13 protein-coding genes are annotated in these 16,449 nt (G+C 70.6%); 7 read left to right on the top strand and 6 right to left on the bottom strand.

The genetic code is table 11. The annotated features are described in order from the left end of the window. Position 1 precedes the first annotated feature (1 nt). Genes CLV54_RS13030 through CLV54_RS13015 form a run of 4 tightly spaced genes read right to left on the bottom strand, consistent with a single transcriptional unit; the run spans position 2 to position 4,243 of the window. Positions 2 to 1,006, bottom strand: a complete 1,005-nt coding sequence (locus CLV54_RS13030) for an AAA family ATPase (protein WP_100345397.1) — start codon at positions 1,004 to 1,006, stop codon at positions 2 to 4. Next, on the bottom strand, positions 1,003 to 2,265 hold the full coding sequence (locus CLV54_RS13025; protein WP_100345396.1) for a DUF4350 domain-containing protein: 1,263 nt from the start codon (positions 2,263 to 2,265) through the stop codon (positions 1,003 to 1,005). The genes CLV54_RS13030 and CLV54_RS13025 overlap by 4 nt, the downstream gene beginning before the upstream one ends. Then, a complete protein-coding gene (locus tag CLV54_RS17710) occupies positions 2,262 to 2,957 on the bottom strand; it encodes a DUF4129 domain-containing protein (protein ID WP_100345395.1) in 696 nt (231 codons plus the stop codon). The genes CLV54_RS13025 and CLV54_RS17710 overlap by 4 nt, the downstream gene beginning before the upstream one ends. Next, entirely contained in the window at positions 2,948 to 4,243 is a 1,296-nt protein-coding gene (locus tag CLV54_RS13015; RefSeq protein ID WP_100345394.1) for a hypothetical protein, read from the bottom strand. The genes CLV54_RS17710 and CLV54_RS13015 overlap by 10 nt, the downstream gene beginning before the upstream one ends. A 184-nt stretch (positions 4,244 to 4,427) precedes the next feature. On the opposite strand from CLV54_RS13015, the gene mtrA reads away from it, so the two are divergent. From mtrA to hpf, 5 genes are all read left to right on the top strand, one after another. Then, the gene (gene mtrA / locus CLV54_RS13010) at positions 4,428 to 5,108 is read left to right on the top strand and encodes an MtrAB system response regulator MtrA (RefSeq protein WP_100345393.1); all 681 of its coding nucleotides are present in this window, start codon (positions 4,428 to 4,430) and stop codon (positions 5,106 to 5,108) included. A 30-nt stretch (positions 5,109 to 5,138) separates the two neighbouring features. Further along, positions 5,139 to 6,827: an MtrAB system histidine kinase MtrB gene (gene mtrB / locus CLV54_RS13005; protein ID WP_245861697.1), complete on the top strand. Its 1,689-nt coding sequence runs from the start codon at positions 5,139 to 5,141 to the stop codon at positions 6,825 to 6,827. Then, positions 6,820 to 8,544: an LpqB family beta-propeller domain-containing protein gene (locus CLV54_RS13000; protein ID WP_170061996.1), complete on the top strand. Its 1,725-nt coding sequence runs from the start codon at positions 6,820 to 6,822 to the stop codon at positions 8,542 to 8,544. The genes mtrB and CLV54_RS13000 overlap by 8 nt, the downstream gene beginning before the upstream one ends. A gap of 240 nt (positions 8,545 to 8,784) precedes the next feature. Continuing rightward, a complete protein-coding gene (locus CLV54_RS12995) occupies positions 8,785 to 9,504 on the top strand; it encodes a ComF family protein (protein WP_100345530.1) in 720 nt (239 codons plus the stop codon). 96 nt (positions 9,505 to 9,600) lie between these two features. Continuing rightward, positions 9,601 to 10,275: a ribosome hibernation-promoting factor, HPF/YfiA family gene (gene hpf / locus CLV54_RS12990; protein ID WP_100345391.1), complete on the top strand. Its 675-nt coding sequence runs from the start codon at positions 9,601 to 9,603 to the stop codon at positions 10,273 to 10,275. Positions 10,276 to 10,383: 108 nt separating this feature from the next. On the opposite strand, the gene argG is transcribed toward hpf, so the two are convergent. Beyond that, positions 10,384 to 11,826, bottom strand: coding sequence for an argininosuccinate synthase (gene argG, locus CLV54_RS12985; protein ID WP_100345390.1), 1,443 nt, complete (start codon positions 11,824 to 11,826; stop codon positions 10,384 to 10,386). 239 nt (positions 11,827 to 12,065) lie between these two features. Here argG and secA point away from each other — a divergent pair, with 239 nt between their 5' ends. Further along, positions 12,066 to 14,906, top strand: coding sequence for a preprotein translocase subunit SecA (gene secA / locus CLV54_RS12980; RefSeq protein WP_100345389.1), 2,841 nt, complete (start codon positions 12,066 to 12,068; stop codon positions 14,904 to 14,906). Positions 14,907 to 14,999: 93 nt separating this feature from the next. Continuing rightward, entirely contained in the window at positions 15,000 to 15,122 is a 123-nt protein-coding gene (locus tag CLV54_RS18145) for a hypothetical protein (RefSeq protein ID WP_281258178.1), read from the top strand. 16 nt (positions 15,123 to 15,138) lie between these two features. Here the strand turns inward: CLV54_RS18145 and CLV54_RS12975 are convergent, their stop codons facing one another. Beyond that, on the bottom strand, positions 15,139 to 16,383 hold the full coding sequence (locus CLV54_RS12975; RefSeq protein WP_100345388.1) for a sensor histidine kinase: 1,245 nt from the start codon (positions 16,381 to 16,383) through the stop codon (positions 15,139 to 15,141). Between the last annotated feature and the right edge of the window lie 66 nt (positions 16,384 to 16,449).

Genomic DNA, 16,449 nt, shown 5'->3' with positions numbered 1-16,449 from the left:
CTTAGATCGGCACCTGCACCTGCTGCACGATCGAGCGGAGGATCGCGTCGACGGAGACGCCCTCGAGCTCGGCCTCGGGGCGCAGCTGGATGCGGTGCCGCAACACCGGCAGCACCATCGCCTGCACGTGGTCGGGGGTGATCGAGTCGTAGCCGGTGAGCCAGGCCCAGGCCTTCGAGGCGGCCAGCAGCGCGGTCGTCCCGCGCGGGCTCACCCCGAGCTTCACGGAGGGGCTGCGGCGGGTGGCACGGGCGAGGTCGACGATGTAGCCGAGCACGTCTGCACTCGCGCCGACGGATGCCGCGGCATCCTGCGCGGCCGCCAGCTCGCGTGCCCCGATCACGGGTGTCACCCCCGCCCCGGCCAGGTCGCGCGGGTTGAAGCCGTTCGCGTGCCGGTGCAGCACCTGCACCTCGGCGTCGCGCTCGGGAACGTCGAGCACGAGCTTGAGCAGGAAGCGGTCGAGCTGCGCCTCGGGCAGCGTGTAGGTGCCCTCGTACTCGATGGGGTTCTGGGTCGCCGCCACCAGGAAGGGGTCGGGGAGCTTACGGGAGACGCCGTCGACGCTCACCTGGCGCTCCTCCATCGCCTCCAGCAGTGCCGACTGGGTCTTGGGAGGCGTGCGGTTGATCTCGTCGGCGAGTAGGATGTTGGTGAAGACGGGCCCCGCGCGGAACTCGAACTCGCCCGCCCTCGTGTCGTAGACGAGCGAACCGGTCACGTCGCCCGGCATGAGGTCGGGGGTGAACTGCACGCGCTTCGTGTCGAGGCTCAGGCTGTGGCTGAGAGCCCGCACGAGCAGGGTCTTGGCGACGCCCGGCACACCCTCGAGCAGCACGTGACCGCGGGCGAGGAGTGCGATCATGAGGCCGGTCACCGCGCCGTCCTGCCCGACGACGGCCTTGCCGACCTCGGCGCGCACCCGGGCGAGCGCCTCGTGCAGGCTCTCGGAGCTCGGAGCGGGTGCGGCGGGCGCCGGGAACGGTTCGTTCGTGGTCTCGGTCATACGTCCATTCTTCCTGTCTGATCGATCGCGCGTCGTACGGCCGTCTCGAGCTCCGCGAGCCGGCCGGAGTAGTCGAGAAGCGCCGCATCGCCCGCCGGCACGCCGTCGAGCAGCAGCTCGCGCACCTCCGCGGGATGCCGGCCGGTCAGGGCCGCGCTCGCGTCCGAGACCTCCTCGGCGCTCGCCGAGGGCGGCAGCCCGAGCAGCCCGCCGAGCCGGCCGAGGGCGCCGATGCGCAGGGCGTCGAGCGCACGCAGCCGTGACGAGGAGCGCGCGTAGAGCCGGGCGCGGCCCTCCATCGTCTCGCGGGCCCGCACCGTGACGGGCAGGTTCTCGATCACGAGCGGGCCGAGCCGGCGTCCGCGCCAGATCGCGGCCGCGATCGCCACGATCCCGGCGAGCGCGAGAACGGGGGTGACCCAGCCGGGGGTGAGCTCGCCGAGCGACGGATCACCCGTGGCCGCGACATCCGTGATCGCCGGCAGGTACCAGACGAGGGTCTGCGTGCCGCCGAGCAGATTGAGGGCGAGGGCGGCGTTGCCGGCGTCGGCGATGCCGTCGTTGCTGAGCACGCGGGTGCTGCCGAGGATCGTGAGATCGCCGGCGGCCGTGGGCAGCTGGAGCAGGGAGAAGGTGCCGGGGCCGCCGGGGAAGCACTCGACGGCGCCGGGGTCGTCGGTGCGGTAGCTGGAGTCCTCGCCGCTCGCGTCGGAGCCGCGCACGCGGATGCTCTCCGCTTTCTGCGCAGCCGGCAGCCGGCACTGCGCGTCGAGCAGCTCGTCGTCGCTCACTCCGCCGAAGCCGGTCTGCGGGGTGAGCGCCTGCAGGTAGCCGAAGCCGGGGTTCACGAGCACGAGGTGCTCCGTCTGCGCGGCGAGGGCGGTGATCCGCCCCGCGTCGAGGTACTGCTCGGGGTCGTACACGAGAAGCGTCGTGCCGGCGGATGCCGCGGCCGCGGCATCCTCGTAGCCCGCGGCCTCGACGACCTCGACGCCCCGCTGCCGCAGGACCTCGACGAGGGCCTGGCTGCCTGCGGGGCCGGGTTCGCTCGCGCCCAGGGGCGTCCCCGTGCTGCCGAGACCGCCGGCGAAGAGCACTGAGAGGCCGGCGATGACGACGACCCCCGCCGCCGCGATGAGCCAGAAGCGCGAGCGGGAGAGAGCGCGCCGCACGGTGGGGGTGCTCGACGGCGCGGTGCGCGACGAGGCGGTGCGCGCGTCGGCGCGTTCGCCCGCGGGCGCGGAGACGGAAGCGCTCACGCGGACACCGTCGCGCGGGACTCGTGGCCGGCAGGCGTGCTGGCGGTGAGGGCCGCGTCGAGGGCTCGCACGGACTCGTAGCGCTCGAGGGTGGCCGTCTCGCCGAGGTAGCGCACCCCGTCGAAGATGCGCGAGACGGCGAGCAGCTCGGCGGCGTGATCGGGGAAGCCGGCGCCGGCGCGCACCGCGAACTCGTGAGCCGTCGTGCCGGGGGTGACGAGAACGACCGTGCGGTCGACGAGGGAGCGCGCGAGGGCGCGGAAGAGGTCTTGCACGGCGTCGTTCCAGCGGCCCCCCGCCGCAGCGTTCTGTGCCGCGGCGCGCAGCTGCTCGGCGGTGCGGTCGTCGTGGGCGCCGAAGAGCGGCACGGAGCGTGGCGCCCGCCGGTTGAGGCGGGGCAGCCCGAAGACGAGGACGGCGACGACCACGGCGGCGGCGACGAGCACGATCACGATGAGGGGCACGAGCCCGCCGAAGGCCGATCCGTCGGGCACCGTGAGCGACTGGAACCACTCCCAGATCGACTGCGCGAGCTCGTCGAACCAGTTCGGCCGTGCGGCCTGGTACTGCGGCTTGCCCAGCTCGTCGAGCAGCCACTGCCGGGCCTCGGGGGCGTCCGGGTCGACGGGCACCTCCGAGCGGGCCGACGCGAGGGCGGCCGAGAGCGCGAGGAGCGGGGCGATCACGCCCACGGCGACCCGGTGCCGGTGGCGGGCGGCGCGACGGGGGCGGCGCGGGTGTCGTAGGGGTCGGGCACGCCCTGGGCACCGGCGTCCCGCGACTCGACGAAGCGCTGCAGGTCGAGGTCGAGCCCTTCTGTGCGCATCCGCAGGTCGATGTAGATGACGGCGACGACCGCCGACTGCACGACGGCCGCGACGGCACCGAGCACGACCGACACGAGCAGGTAGAGCACGTAGCTGCCGATGACGAAGGCGATGCCGTCGCCCGAGCCGTTGGGGTCGATGAGCACGCCCGAGAAGGTGAAGAGCAGGTTGAAGGGGATCGAGACGACCTGGGTGACCGCGCTGATGATGGCGTAGACGAGGATCTCGGCTCCGAAGGTGCGCCAGAAGTGCCCGGTGGTGAGCGACCACGAGCGGCGCACGGCGCGGCCGATCGAGGCGCGCTCGAGCACGATGACGCTCGGCACGAGGGAGGTCTTGGTGCCGAGCCACACACCGAGCACGATGAGCCCGGCGATCACGAGGAGCGTCACGAGGATCGCGACGACCAGCAGATCGGGCCCGGCCGCGAAGAGCGCGACGACGGGGATCGCGGCGACGACGAGGGCGGCGATGGCGACGACCCCGACGAGCAGCACCCAGGCGAGGAGGGCGCCGATGCGCGGGGCCGCGCGTCTCCACAGCGTGCCCATGCGCAGCTTCTCGCCGAGCGTTCCGCGCGCCACCTCGAGCACGATGACACCCTGCAGCAGCGCGGCTCCCACGAGCCCGAGCACGACGGGGACGAGCAGCGCGAGGGCGCCGATCGCGACGGAGCCGGCGATCACGGCGCCCTGCTCGGCGACGGGGGTGCTCGCGATGCGGCCGAAGGCGAAGAAGGCGACGAGCCCCGTGACGACGGCGACGAGCACGGTCGTGACGCCCTGGATGATGAGGGCCGAGCCGACGGTCGCCTTGGCGTTGCGGCGCAGCACCTGGAACGGGGCGCCGAGCAGCGTGCCGAACCCGAGCGGACGGAGCGGGAGCAGCCCCGGCTTGGGCGGCGGGGTCCAGTTCGGCTGGGCGCCCGGGTAGCCGGGGTACCCGGGGTAGGACTGGTACCCGGGCGGGCCCGGCGGGTTCTGGTACCCGGGCGGCGGCGGGTAGGAGCCGGCGGGCGGATACGAACCGGGCGGCGGCGGGTACGAGGCCGGCTGCTGCGGGTGCGCCGGGCCGGCGGACTCCGAGCCGTCGCCTGCCGCAACGCCCTGCGGCGGCCCCTCGGGAGCCTGCCAGTTCTCGTGATCCGTCACGTCGAACGCTCCTCTTCCCGGTGGCCGATCATCCGCCGTGCCCGTCCATCTCCATGCTGTCATATTCCACCAGGCGGTTCGCGGCCGACTGTGCGCCTGTGCGCAGGCTCCTCGGATACTCTGGTGCGAGAAAAGTCACGGGTTTTCGCACGATGTCGTGCGCGGCCCCGACGGAGACGGGCACATGAACTCACGAATTCTCGTCGTCGACGACGACACCGCACTGGCCGAGATGATCGGCATCGTCTTGCAGGCGGAGGGCTTCGAGACGTCCTTCTGCGCAGACGGCACGGGTGCCCTCGAGGCGTTCCGCGAGTCGAAACCCGAGCTCGTGCTGCTCGACCTCATGCTGCCCGGGATCGACGGCATCGAGGTCTGCCGCCGCATCCGCGCGGAGTCCGGCACGCCCATCATCATGCTCACCGCCAAGACCGACACGGCCGACGTCGTGCGCGGTCTCGAGTCGGGCGCCGACGACTACATCGTCAAGCCGTTCAACCCCAAGGAGCTCGTCGCGCGCATCCGCACGCGTCTGCGCCCGGCCCAGCCCGTGGGCACCGAGTTCCTGCACATCGGCGACGTGGCCCTGGATGTCGCGGGGCACGAGGTGTCGCGCGGCGATCAGCGCATCAACCTCACCCCGCTGGAGTTCGACCTGCTCCTGGCCCTCGCCTCGAAGCCGCAGCAGGTCTTCACCCGCGAGATGCTGCTCGAGCAGGTCTGGGGCTACCACTACAAGGCCGACACGCGCCTCGTCAACGTGCACGTGCAGCGGCTGCGCGCGAAGGTCGAGGACGACCCCGACAACCCCAAGATCGTGATGACCGTGCGCGGCGTGGGCTACCGCGCCGGCGCCGTCACCTAGGGGAGCCATGGCGATCGTTCGGCGTCGGCCGTGGTGACGCAGGCGCATCCGCTCAGGGCCGGCTGGCAGGGCTGGCGGCAGTGGCGCACCTGGCCCGCGCGCGCGCTGGGGGCGTGGCGCGCCTCCCTGCAGCTGCGCACCGTCACGATCACGGTGGCGCTGTCGACGATCGCGCTCGTGCTCACGGGCGGCTACATGTCGTACAGCATCGGCAACGACCTCTTCCAGGCGCGGCTCGACCAGGTGCTCAGCAGCGCCAACCGCGCGACGGCATCCGCTCAGGCCACCCTCGACGCCTCCGACGCCTCGGACCGCGCGGCGGTCGAGAACCTCTTCACCTCGGTGCAGAACCAGATCCGCACGGTGTCGTCGACCCCGCTCCTGGCGGTCTACCGCGCGCCCGGGCAGGAGAACTCGGCCATCGCCCCGCAGTCGTTCGCGAGCCCGCAGCTGAGCACGGGCGTCATCACCACAGAGCTGCGCGCCGCCGTCGAGACGGAATCCGACCAGCAGCACTGGCAGTCGGTGGCCCTCGTCGACGACACGGGGGTCAGCTCGCCGGGCATCGTCGTCGGCTCCGAGATCGTGGTGCCCGCCGCCGGCCGCTACGAGCTCTACCTGGCCTACAGCCTGAGCGACGCCCAGGCGACCCTCGCCTTCGTGCAGCGCACGCTGCTCCTCGGCAGCTTCGCGCTCCTCATCCTCATCGGCGCCGTCGCCTGGCTCGTCGTGCGCCTGATCGTCACCCCGATCCGGGTCGCCGCCGAGACGAGCCAGAAGCTCGCGGCGGGCGACCTCGAGGTGCGCATCCCCGAGAAGGGCGAAGACGTGGTCGCGACCCTCGCCCGGTCGTTCAACGGCATGGCCGACAGCCTGCAGAGCCAGATCAAGGAGCTCGCCGAGCTCTCGACGGTGCAGCAGCGCTTCGTCTCCGACGTCTCGCACGAGCTGCGCACCCCGCTCACGACCATCCGGCTCGCGGGCGACGTCATCTACGACCAGCGCGAGAGCTTCCCTCCCGCGACGGGCCGCACCGCCGAGCTCCTGCACACCCAGGTCGAGCGCTTCGAGCTGCTGCTCACCGACCTCCTCGAGATCAGCCGCTTCGACGCGGGTTTCGTGCAGCTCGAGACCGAGCCGACGAACCTCGTGCGCCTCGCCGAGGGGGCGATCGACAGCATGCACGCGCTCGCCGAGTCGAAGGGCTCGGACGTGCGGCTCGTCGCCCCGGGGGGCTACTTCGACGCCGAGGCGGATCCCCGTCGCATCCGTCGCATCGTGCGCAACCTGCTCGGCAACGCGATCGAGCACGGCGAGGGCAAGCCGATCGTCGTCTCGGTCGACAGCAACGCCTCGGCCGTCGCGCTCGCCGTGCGCGACTACGGCCTGGGCATGAACGAGCGGGAGTCGGCGCGGGTCTTCGACCGCTTCTGGCGCGCGGACCCCTCCCGCAAGCGCACGATCGGCGGCACGGGCCTGGGGCTCGCGATCTCGCTCGAAGACGCGAGTCTGCACTCCGGATGGCTCGAGGTCTGGTCGAGGCCGGGCGCGGGCTCCTGCTTCCGGCTCACCCTCCCGCGGGTGCGCGGCGGCCAGATCGTGTCGTCGCCGCTGCCCCTCCCTCCCGCAGACGCCGAGGGCACGACGCCCAACTTCACGGGCGAGGTGACCCCGGTGGATGCCCCGACCGCCGATTCGAAGGGACGCGACGATGCCTGACCGCCGTGACCGCCGCCGCGGCATCCTGGCCATCGCCGGCCTGCTCCTGATCGCCCTCACGGGCTGCGCGACCATACCGAGCTCGGGGCGCGTGCAGACCGGCGTGACGGCCCCCGACACGGGTGTCGAGCCCGACATCGACATCCTCGCCGACGGCCCGAAGCCGAACGCGACGATCGACGAGATCCTGCGCGGCTTCATCGACGCGGCCTCCAGCCCGAAGGACGACTACGCGACGGCGCGGCAGTTCCTCGATCCCACGTTCCGTCAGGAGTGGAACCCGAACATCGGGGTGATCGTCGACAACGCGACCACCCGCTCGATCGTGACGGTCGACGACACCAAGCGGTCGCTCACGGTGACGGCGACGGCGATCGTGAACGAGTTCGGCGAGTACAGCGAGGGGGAGGTGAAGCCCGTTCCGCTCGAGTACAGCTTCGAGCAGGTCGACGGGCAGTGGCGCATCGGCAAAGCCCCCGACGGCACGGTCATCGACCAGTCCGCGTTCCGCACGGTCTTCCGCGCGCATCCCGTCTACTTCTTCGATCCCGGCTTCAGCTTCCTCGTGCCCGACCTGCGCTGGTTCCCCTCGCGCGCCTCCACCGCCACGCGCATCGTTCAGGCCCTGCTCGAGGGGCCGGCGGACTGGCTCGCCCCCGGGGTCGTCACGGCGTTCCCCCCGGGCACCGCGCTCGCTCCCAGCAGCGCCGTGCCCATCGACGGGCCCGAGGTCGTCGTCGACCTCGACAGCGAGATCACCCAGGCCGACACCCTGACCCGGCAGCGGATGAAGCTCCAGCTGACCGAGAGCCTGTCGTCGGGCCTCAACATCCGCTCCGTGGTCATCTCCGCCGATCAGAACCGGCTCGACATCGCCGATCTCGGTGCGGAGGTCGTGCGCAACCCGCGCATCGACACCCGCAGCCTCATCCTGCGCGACGACGAGTTCGGCTTCCTCCCGGCGACGGGGGAGACCCTCTCGCCGATCGAGGGCATCTCCGACAAGGTCGTCGCCCTCGCCGCGCGCGGGGCCACGCTCTCGGCCGATCAGCGGGTCGCAGCCGTGCTGACGGATGGCACGCCCACGGCCCAGGCGGGCGTCTACCGGGTGCAGGCCGCCGCGGCCCCCCAGCTGGTCGACAGCCGGGAATCGCTCATCGTCCCGGCCGTCGACGACTACGGCTACCTCTGGTCGGTGCCCGCGGACAGGCCGGGCGAGGTCACGATCGTCGATGCCGACGGCGCCGCGACACCCCTCACCACGAGCTGGCCGGAGGCGAGCTCGATCGTCTCGCTCGACGTGAGCCGCGACGGCACGAGGGTCGCCGCGCTGCTCACGGTCGGCGGAGCGGCCAAGTTCGTCGTCGCATCCATCGTTCGCGGCAACGCCGACGTTCCCGTGAGCCTCGGGCCGCCGCTCGACCTCATCGTCGGGCCCGGCATCCCCGTCGACGCCGTCTGGGTCGACGACCTCACCGTCGCCTCGCTCACCGCGCAGCCGGACGGCGACGATCACGTCGTCGCCCAGCAGATCGGCGGCACGAGCACCCTGCTGGGGGCGAGCTCGGGCGCGGCGGCCCTCGTCGGCGCCAACAGCGTGCGCGAGCTGAAGCTGCTCACGGGGGAGCAGGTGCTCGAGACGCAGCGCGGGGTCGGCTGGCAGCAGCGCATCGACGGGGTGGGCTTCGCGGCCGTGCAGATGGGGCTGCCCGGGTAGCTGCTGCTGGGGCAGCCGGGCTGGAGGCGTCCGTGCCCGACCGACGTCCCACCTGCAGGAGATCGTCGGCTCGGAGGGTCTGACCACCCGGTTTTTCCTCCGTTGATCGCCGGAACTCCTGCATCTGGCGCGAAGCGGAGGGGGCCGTTTGAGCTCTGCACAACGCGGTTGACGGGGGAGGGATGCACCGTCGTCGTGATCGGGGTACTGGGATCGGCCGCCGCGCGGCATCCTGTCGGTGTGCAGACCACACGAGTCACCACGAGTCCGCTCGCCGCCCTGCGTGCTGCGGTCTCCGACGCGCTCGCGCTCGTGTCACCCGTCGACTGCGCGGGCTGCGGCGTCGCCGATCGCTCGATGTGCGGCGCCTGTCGCGCCGCGCTCCTCGCCCAGCCGTTCGAGCAGCGCTGGGGCGATGAGCTCGTGGTCTGGTCGGGTCTGCGCTACGGCGGGGCCGTGCAGGCGGCGCTCAACGCCTTCAAAGACGAGGGGCGAACGGATGCCGCCGCCGCCCTCGCCCGCCCGCTCGGCGTTGTGCTCGACCACGCCGCCGCTCGGCTGCGCGGCAGACCGGGCGCCATGCGGATCGACCTCGTCGCCGTTCCCTCGAGCCGTGCCGCGACGGCGCGGCGGGGCTACGAGCCCGTGCGGTCGTTGCTCGCAGGGGCGGGGCGCCGCAGCCCCCGCTGGCTCGTGCAACGGCTCCGCACACGCGACCAGGCCGGTCTCGGCCGCCAGGAGCGGGCGCTCAACGTGGCCGGCTCGATGGTCGCGACGAGGCCGCTCCTCGGTCGTCACGTGGTCATCGTCGACGACGTCGTGACGACCGGGTCGACGCTCCTCGAGGCCGCCCGCGCGCTCGCCGCGGCGGGCGCCGTGGTGCGCGGAGCCGTGACCCTCGCGGCGACCCCGAGACTTCACCCCGCAAAGACTGTGCACATCCGGGGCATAGTCGAATAATCGGTGACATCCGGTCGGGGCGGCACTACGGTGAGACAAAGGCGTGGAAGAACCGCCGACGGATCAGGTGGAACGCCAGAGATCTGGGAGGTCGTCATGGAAATTGACATCGTTGGACGAAACCTGGGAATCACTGATCGTTTTCGCGAGTACGCGACGGAGAAGGCGCAGAAGATAGCCTCATTGGCCGACAAGGCCCTCGCTCTCGAGATCAAGGTTTCGCGTCACAACGAAAAACCGACCGGCTCGAGTGGGGAGGATCGCGTCGAGCTCACCCTGATCGGCCCGGGGCCGCTGGTCCGGGCTGAATCCAGCGGTGCCGACAAGTACTCGGCGTTCGATCTCGCGTTCGGCCGACTGCTCGAACGCCTCCGCCGAGCGAAGGACAAGAAGAAGGTCCATCGCGGCAACCACCGGCCGACCTCGCTCGCCGAGGCCAGCTCGGACGCCTTCAGCGTCGTCGACATCACCCCGGCCGATGCCGCGGTGATCGAGCAGGTGCGCACGGGCTCGATCCCCGTGGTGCAGTCCGATGCGGTCGCCGAGGACGACGAGGAGTACTGCCCCGTCGTCATCCGCAGCAAGGTCTTCACCGCGGACTGGCTCACAGTCGATGACGCCGTCGACCGCATGGAGCTCGTCGGGCACGACTTCTACCTGTTCATGGACTCCGAGTCGGGGCGCCCCAGCGTCGTCTACCGTCGCAAGGGCTGGGATTACGGAGTGATCGGTCTCGACGACACGGCAGAGCCCGCGGCCGCGCGAGCCTGAGAGCCGTCGCCGCGCCCTCTTCCTTCGTGCCGGGTCTTCCGGGTCGCAGGGAGGGGGCGCGGCGGCGTCCGTGCAGCGTGCGCGGCGCGCGGTGAGGGCGCTATCCGCTCAGTCGGTGCCGGCGTCGAACGCGGCGCCTTCCGAGGCCGCGTCGGTTGCGCGCTCCAGCGCCTCGGCGGAGGCGCTGGCGTGCTCGGTGGGGTCGAGGATCTCGGCGGAGAGGCCCGCGTCGAGCCGCCCCACGAGCTCGGCCGTGGGGCCGCCGATGAGACCGGATGCCGCGTACTGCTCGAGACGCGAGCGCGAGTCGGCGATGTCGAGGTTGCGCATCGTGAGCTGCCCGATGCGGTCGCCCGGGCCGAACGCGGAGTCGCCGACCCGCTCCATGGAGAGCTTGTCGGGGTGGTAGCTGAGCGCGGGCCCCGTGGTGTCGAGGATCGTGTAGTCGTCTCCGCGGCGCAGGCGCAGGGTGACCTCGCCGGTGACGACCGAGCCGACCCAGCGCTGGATCGACTCGCGCAGCATCAGCGACTGCGGGTCGAGCCAGCGGCCTTCGTACATCAGGCGCCCGAGGCGGCGGCCTTCGGCGTGGTAGTTGGCGACCGTGTCCTCGTTGTGGATGGCGTTGAGGAGGCGCTCGTAGGCGATGTGCAGCAGGGCCATCCCGGGCGCCTCGTAGATGCCGCGGCTCTTGGCCTCGATGATGCGGTTCTCGATCTGGTCGGAGACGCCGAGCCCATGGCGGCCGCCGATCGCGTTCGCCTCGAGCACGAGGGCGACGGGGTCGTCGAACTCGACGCCGTTGATCGCCACGGGACGGCCCGCCTCGAAGCGCACCGACACCTCCTCGGTGACGACCTCGACGTCGTCGCGCCAGGCGGCGACGCCCATGATCGGCTCGACGAGGTCGAGGCTCGAGCTGAGCTCCTCGAGCAGCTTCGCCTCGTGCGTCGCGCCCCAGATGTTGGCGTCGGTGCTGTACGCCTTCTCGGCGGAGTCGCGGTAGGGGAAGCCGCGGGCGACGAGCCACTCGCTCATCTCGGTGCGGCCGCCGAGCTCGCCGACGAACTCGGCGTCGAGCCAGGGCTTGTAGATGCGCAGGCGAGGGTTGGCCATGAGCCCGTAGCGGTAGAACCGCTCGATGTCGTTGCCCTTGTAGGTGGAGCCGTCGCCCCAGATGTCGACGCCGTCCTCCTTCATGGCGCGCACGAGGAGTGTGCCCGTGACCGCGCGCCCGAGGGGCGTGGTGTTGAAGTAGGTCTTGCCTCCGGAGCGGATGTGGAAGGCCCCGCACTGGAGGGCGACGATGCCCTCCTCCACGAGAGCGCTCCGTGCATCGACGAGGCGGGCGATCTCGGCCCCGTACTCGACCGCGCGCGCCGGCACGGTGTCGATGTCGGGCTCGTCGTACTGCCCGATGTCGGCGGTGTAGGTGCACGGAACGGCACCTTTCTCGCGCATCCACGCGACCGCGCAGGAGGTGTCGAGCCCTCCCGAGAATGCGATGCCGACCCGTTCGCCGACAGGGAGTTTGCTCAAGACCTTGGACATCCTCATATCCTATGGCGAGCCGGCGGCGACTGCGCGGGGCGGCGGAGGCCTTGGCGACCCGGCCCCGACATCCGTTTTCCTGCCTGGTGTACAGTCAGCACGCTTGCAGGTCACATCCCGGTAACATTGTTAGCGTTGTCGGCGTGCGAGCCGGGAACGCCAACCACGCGCCGACCCGAATCGCAGGCGTATCGTGCCCCGGACGAATCGGGGGCGACTAAGAAAAATGGAGTGCATTCGTGGCCTCAGTTCTTGAAAAGGTTCTTCGTGTCGGTGAAGGACGCATCCTCCGCCGCCTCGAGAGCTACGCAAAAGCCATCAACGCCCTCGCAGACGACTTCAGCCACCTCAGCGACGAGGAGCTGAAGAACGAGACCGTCGAGCTGCGCGAGCGCTACTCGAACGGCGAATCCCTCGACGACCTGCTGCCGGAGGCCTTCGCCGCCGTGCGCGAGGCGTCGACGCGCACCCTGGGCCTGCGTCACTTCGACGTGCAGCTCATGGGCGGCGCGGCACTCCATCTCGGCAACATCGCCGAGATGAAGACCGGTGAGGGCAAGACCCTCGTCGCGACGCTCCCCGCGTACCTCAACGCGATCGCGAGCCGCGGCGTGCACGTCGTCACGGTCAACGACTACCTCGCGAGCTACCAGAGCGAGCTCATGGGGCGCGTCTTCCGCGCCCTCGGCATGACCACGGGCGTCATCCTCGCGGGCCAGACCCCCGAGCAGCGCCGCGAGCAGTACGCGGCCGACATCACCTACGGCACGAACAACGAGTTCGGCTTCGACTACCTGCGCGACAACATGGCGTGGCAGGCGCAAGACATGGTGCAGCGCGGCCACTTCTTCGCCGTCGTCGACGAGGTCGACTCGATCCTCATCGACGAGGCCCGCACTCCGCTCATCATCTCGGGCCCGGCATCCGGCGAGGCCAACCGCTGGTTCAACGAGTTCGCGAGCCTCGCGACCCGTCTCGTCGAAGACGAGGACTACGAGGTCGACGAGAAGAAGCGCACGGTCGGCGTGCTCGAGGCGGGCATCGAGAAGGTCGAGGACTACCTCGGCATCGACAACCTCTACGAGTCGGCCAACACCCCGCTCATCTCCTTCCTCAACAACGCCATCAAGGCGCGGGCGCTCTTCAAAAAAGACAAGGACTACGTCGTCATGAACGGCGAGGTGCTCATCGTCGACGAGCACACGGGCCGTATCCTCATGGGCCGCCGCTACAACGAGGGCATCCACCAGGCGATCGAGGCCAAGGAGGGCGTCGCGGTCAAGGCCGAGAACCAGACCCTCGCGACCGTCACCCTGCAGAACTACTTCCGCCTCTACAAGAAGCTCTCCGGCATGACCGGTACGGCCGAGACGGAGGCCGCCGAGTTCATGAGCACCTACAAGCTCGGCGTCGTGCCGATCCCGACCAACAAGCCGATGAAGCGCATCGACCAGTCCGACCTCGTCTACAAGAACGAGGAGGCCAAGTTCCAGCAGGTCGTCGAAGACATCGCCGAGCGTCACGACAAGGGCCAGCCGGTTCTGGTCGGCACGACGAGCGTCGAGAAGAGCGAGTACCTCTCCCGGCTGCTCGCCAAGAAGGGCATCCGCCACGAGGTGCTCAACGCGAAGAACCACGCGCGTGAGGCCGCCATCGTCGCCCAGGCCGGCCGTCTCGGCTCGGTGACCGTCGCCACCAACATGGCCGGTCGTGGAACCGACATCATGCTCGGCGGAAACGCCGAGTTCCTGGCTGTCGCCGAGATGAACGCCAAAGGCCTGAGCCCGGTCGACACCCCCGACGAGTACGAGTCCGAATGGGACGAGGTGTTCAAGCGCGTCAAGGCCGAGGTGCAGACCGAGGCCGACAAGGTCATCGACGCGGGCGGGCTCTACGTGCTCGGCACCGAGCGCCACGAGTCGCGTCGCATCGACAACCAGCTGCGCGGTCGTTCCGGCCGTCAGGGCGACCCGGGCGAGAGCCGCTTCTACCTCTCGCTGACCGACGACCTCATGCGCCTCTTCAACGCGGGCGCAGCCGAGAGCCTCATGGGCCGCAGCGGTGTGCCCGACGACATGGCCATCGAGTCGAAGGTCGTCAGCCGCGCCATCCGCAGCGCCCAGTCGCAGGTCGAGGGCCGCAACGCCGAGATCCGCAAGAACGTGCTCAAGTACGACGACGTGCTCAACCGCCAGCGCGAGGCGATCTACAGCGACCGCCGTCACATCCTCGAGGGCGACGACCTGCAGGAGCGCGCCCAGAAGTTCCTCACCGACGTCATCGACGAGGTGCTCGACGTGCACACCGGCACGGGCAACGGCGACGACTGGGACTTCGACGCCTTGTGGACCGAGCTCAAGACGCTCTACCCGATCTCGATCTCGATCGACGAGGTCATCGCCGAAGCCGGCAACCGCGGCAAGATCAACCGCGACTTCATGCGCCGCGAGATCCTCTCCGACGCGAAGCTCGCCTACGACCGCCGCGAGGAGTCGCTCGGCTCGCCCGCCATGCGCGAGCTCGAGCGCCGCGTCGTGCTCTCGGTCATCGACCGCCGTTGGCGCGACCACCTCTACGAGATGGACTACCTGAAAGACGGCATCGGCCTGCGGGCGATGGCACAGCGCGACCCGCTCGTCGAGTACCAGCGTGAAGGCTTCGCCCTCTTCCAGAACATGATGGGGCAGATCCGCGAGGAGACCGTCGGCTTCCTCTTCAACCTCGAGGTCGAGGTGACCCAGGGTGAGGTCGCCGGCCCGCGGGTCGCCGCGAAGGGCCTCGCTCAGGCGGATGCCGCGCCCGAGGAGAAGCTCAGCTACTCCGCGCCGAGCGACGCCGGCGGGGTCGAGGTGCGCAATCAGCGCGGCCAGATCCAGCAGGCAGCCACCGCTCGCGCTCAGCGTGCGCAGCAGCAGGCCGACAACGGCGGCACGGCGGCTCCGCAGCAGCGCCCCAACCAGCCGCAGCGGCAGGCGCCGGCCACACGCGGCGCATTCGGTCAGGTCACGGGCGGCGACGAGGGCGCCTCGGCGGCTCCGCTCAACCGTCAGCAGCGCCGCTCGCAAGACAAGAAGAAGTAGGGCTCCGGCGTCATCCTCAGGGGGGACCCGGCTCGTTCCGAATCCCTCCTGAAGGTGGATGCCGTACGTCGGCCCGTCCGCTGGACTGGCATCATGACCTCATCGAGCAACCCCGTCGACCAGGCCCCGGCCTTCGTGCACGCCGTGGATCCCGCCGATCTCGAGCTTCCGCCCACCAGGACGGTGGAGGTGCCGACAGGCTCGGCCGAGCGCTGAGCCCGGTCGGACGCGATCAGAGCCGGTTGGACGCGCCGCGGAGCAGCTCGCCGAAGCCGCCCGCCGTGATCTCGCGCCCGGGCGGTGTGAGGGGGAGCGCCGAGGCCGTCTCACCCGTCAACGGCAGCCGGGCGGAGAGCACGGTCCACTCGCCCTCGACGCGCAGTGCGAGCTCACCCCCGACGAGGCGCACCCGATCGCCGAGGCTCGCGAGCCCTCCGGAGACGGCTCCGCCGCGCGCCGGGACCCCGTTGTTGTGCACCTCGACCGTCACGGAGCGCGGGCCGAACGCCGCGTCGAGGCGGATGCGCACGGCACGGGCCTTGCCGTGCCGGATCGCGTTGACGACGCCCTCCTCGACGATCCGGAAGACGAGCAGACGCTCGCCCGCGGCGAGGGGCTCCTCGTTCGCGATGTCGAGCTCGGCGAACCCCGGGGAGATCTCGACGGCGACGTCGATGGCCGTGTCGAGGCGGCGGACGAGCGTGGTCACCGCTGGGCCGACACCCCGGGCGAGCCCCTCCGGGTAGAAGGATCGCGCGATCTGCCGCACCTCGTGCTCGCGGATGTGGTCGACCGCGAGCTCGATGTCGCGCACCGTTCCGCGGAGCGATGCGAGCTCCTCGTCGGACTCGAGTCGAGCCGCGACATCCGCGAGCTGCAGCTGCACGAGCACGAGCGAGTTCTGCAGGGTGCCGTGCAGGTCGTCGGCGATGTCGCGGCGGACGCGCAGCTCTTCGCTCTGCAGGAGCGCGATGCTCTGCTCGCTCTGCCACTCGCGGAAGAGCCGTTCGCGCTCGGTCGCACGCAGGCGTGTGCGCCAACCGACGAGCGCCCAGCCGAGGAGGCCAATGCCCACGAGCAGCGAGGCGGTGAGGGAGATCTCGGTGATCGCGACGGAGGCGTCGTAGATGGGATAGGTGCCGAAGGCGAGGTGCAGCAGTGACCAGACGCTCGAGCCCAGAAGCGAGGAGCCGACGAGCACGGGCAGGAAGCCGCGGCCGAACGAATGCCTGCCGTGCATGTAGAGCGCGATCGGCATCACGTAGAAGACGACGGGCGCGAGGCTGTTGACGACCCGGAATGCGAACGACGGACCCTCGAAGCTTCCGCCGGACTCGTCGACGAAGGCGGTCGTGATGATCAGGAACTGCGCCACGACGAGCAGGCTCGCGAAAGTCGCCGAGGCCGCGACCACCGCGAGGAAGACTCTGCGATCGGCGGGCGTGAGGGTTCTATCGGTGAGGAAGTCCGGTTCCACGGGCCTAGACTAACTGTTCCGGGGACGCACATCGATCTGCACGGATCGGTGAGAACATGAAAGACC

Origin of the sequence: Compostimonas suwonensis, from assembly GCF_002797855.1 — a bacterium.
In the GTDB taxonomy this organism is placed as follows: domain Bacteria; phylum Actinomycetota; class Actinomycetes; order Actinomycetales; family Microbacteriaceae; genus Compostimonas; species Compostimonas suwonensis.
This window is presented reverse-complemented; position numbering and strand designations above follow the sequence as displayed.

Bases quoted from the DNA above. Each gene is read 5' to 3' on its own strand.
- CLV54_RS13000 (WP_170061996.1), top strand. From the start codon at position 6,820: ATGCCTGACCGCCGTGACCGCCGCCGCGGCATCCTGGCCATCGCCGGC.
- hpf (WP_100345391.1), top strand. From the start codon at position 9,601: ATGGAAATTGACATCGTTGGACGAAACCTGGGAATCACTGATCGTTTT.
- mtrA (WP_100345393.1), top strand. From the start codon at position 4,428: ATGAACTCACGAATTCTCGTCGTCGACGACGACACCGCACTGGCCGAG.
- CLV54_RS13030 (WP_100345397.1), bottom strand. From the start codon at position 1,006: ATGACCGAGACCACGAACGAACCGTTCCCGGCGCCCGCCGCACCCGCT.
- CLV54_RS18145 (WP_281258178.1), top strand. From the start codon at position 15,000: ATGACCTCATCGAGCAACCCCGTCGACCAGGCCCCGGCCTTCGTGCAC.
- argG (WP_100345390.1), bottom strand. From the start codon at position 11,826: ATGTCCAAGGTCTTGAGCAAACTCCCTGTCGGCGAACGGGTCGGCATC.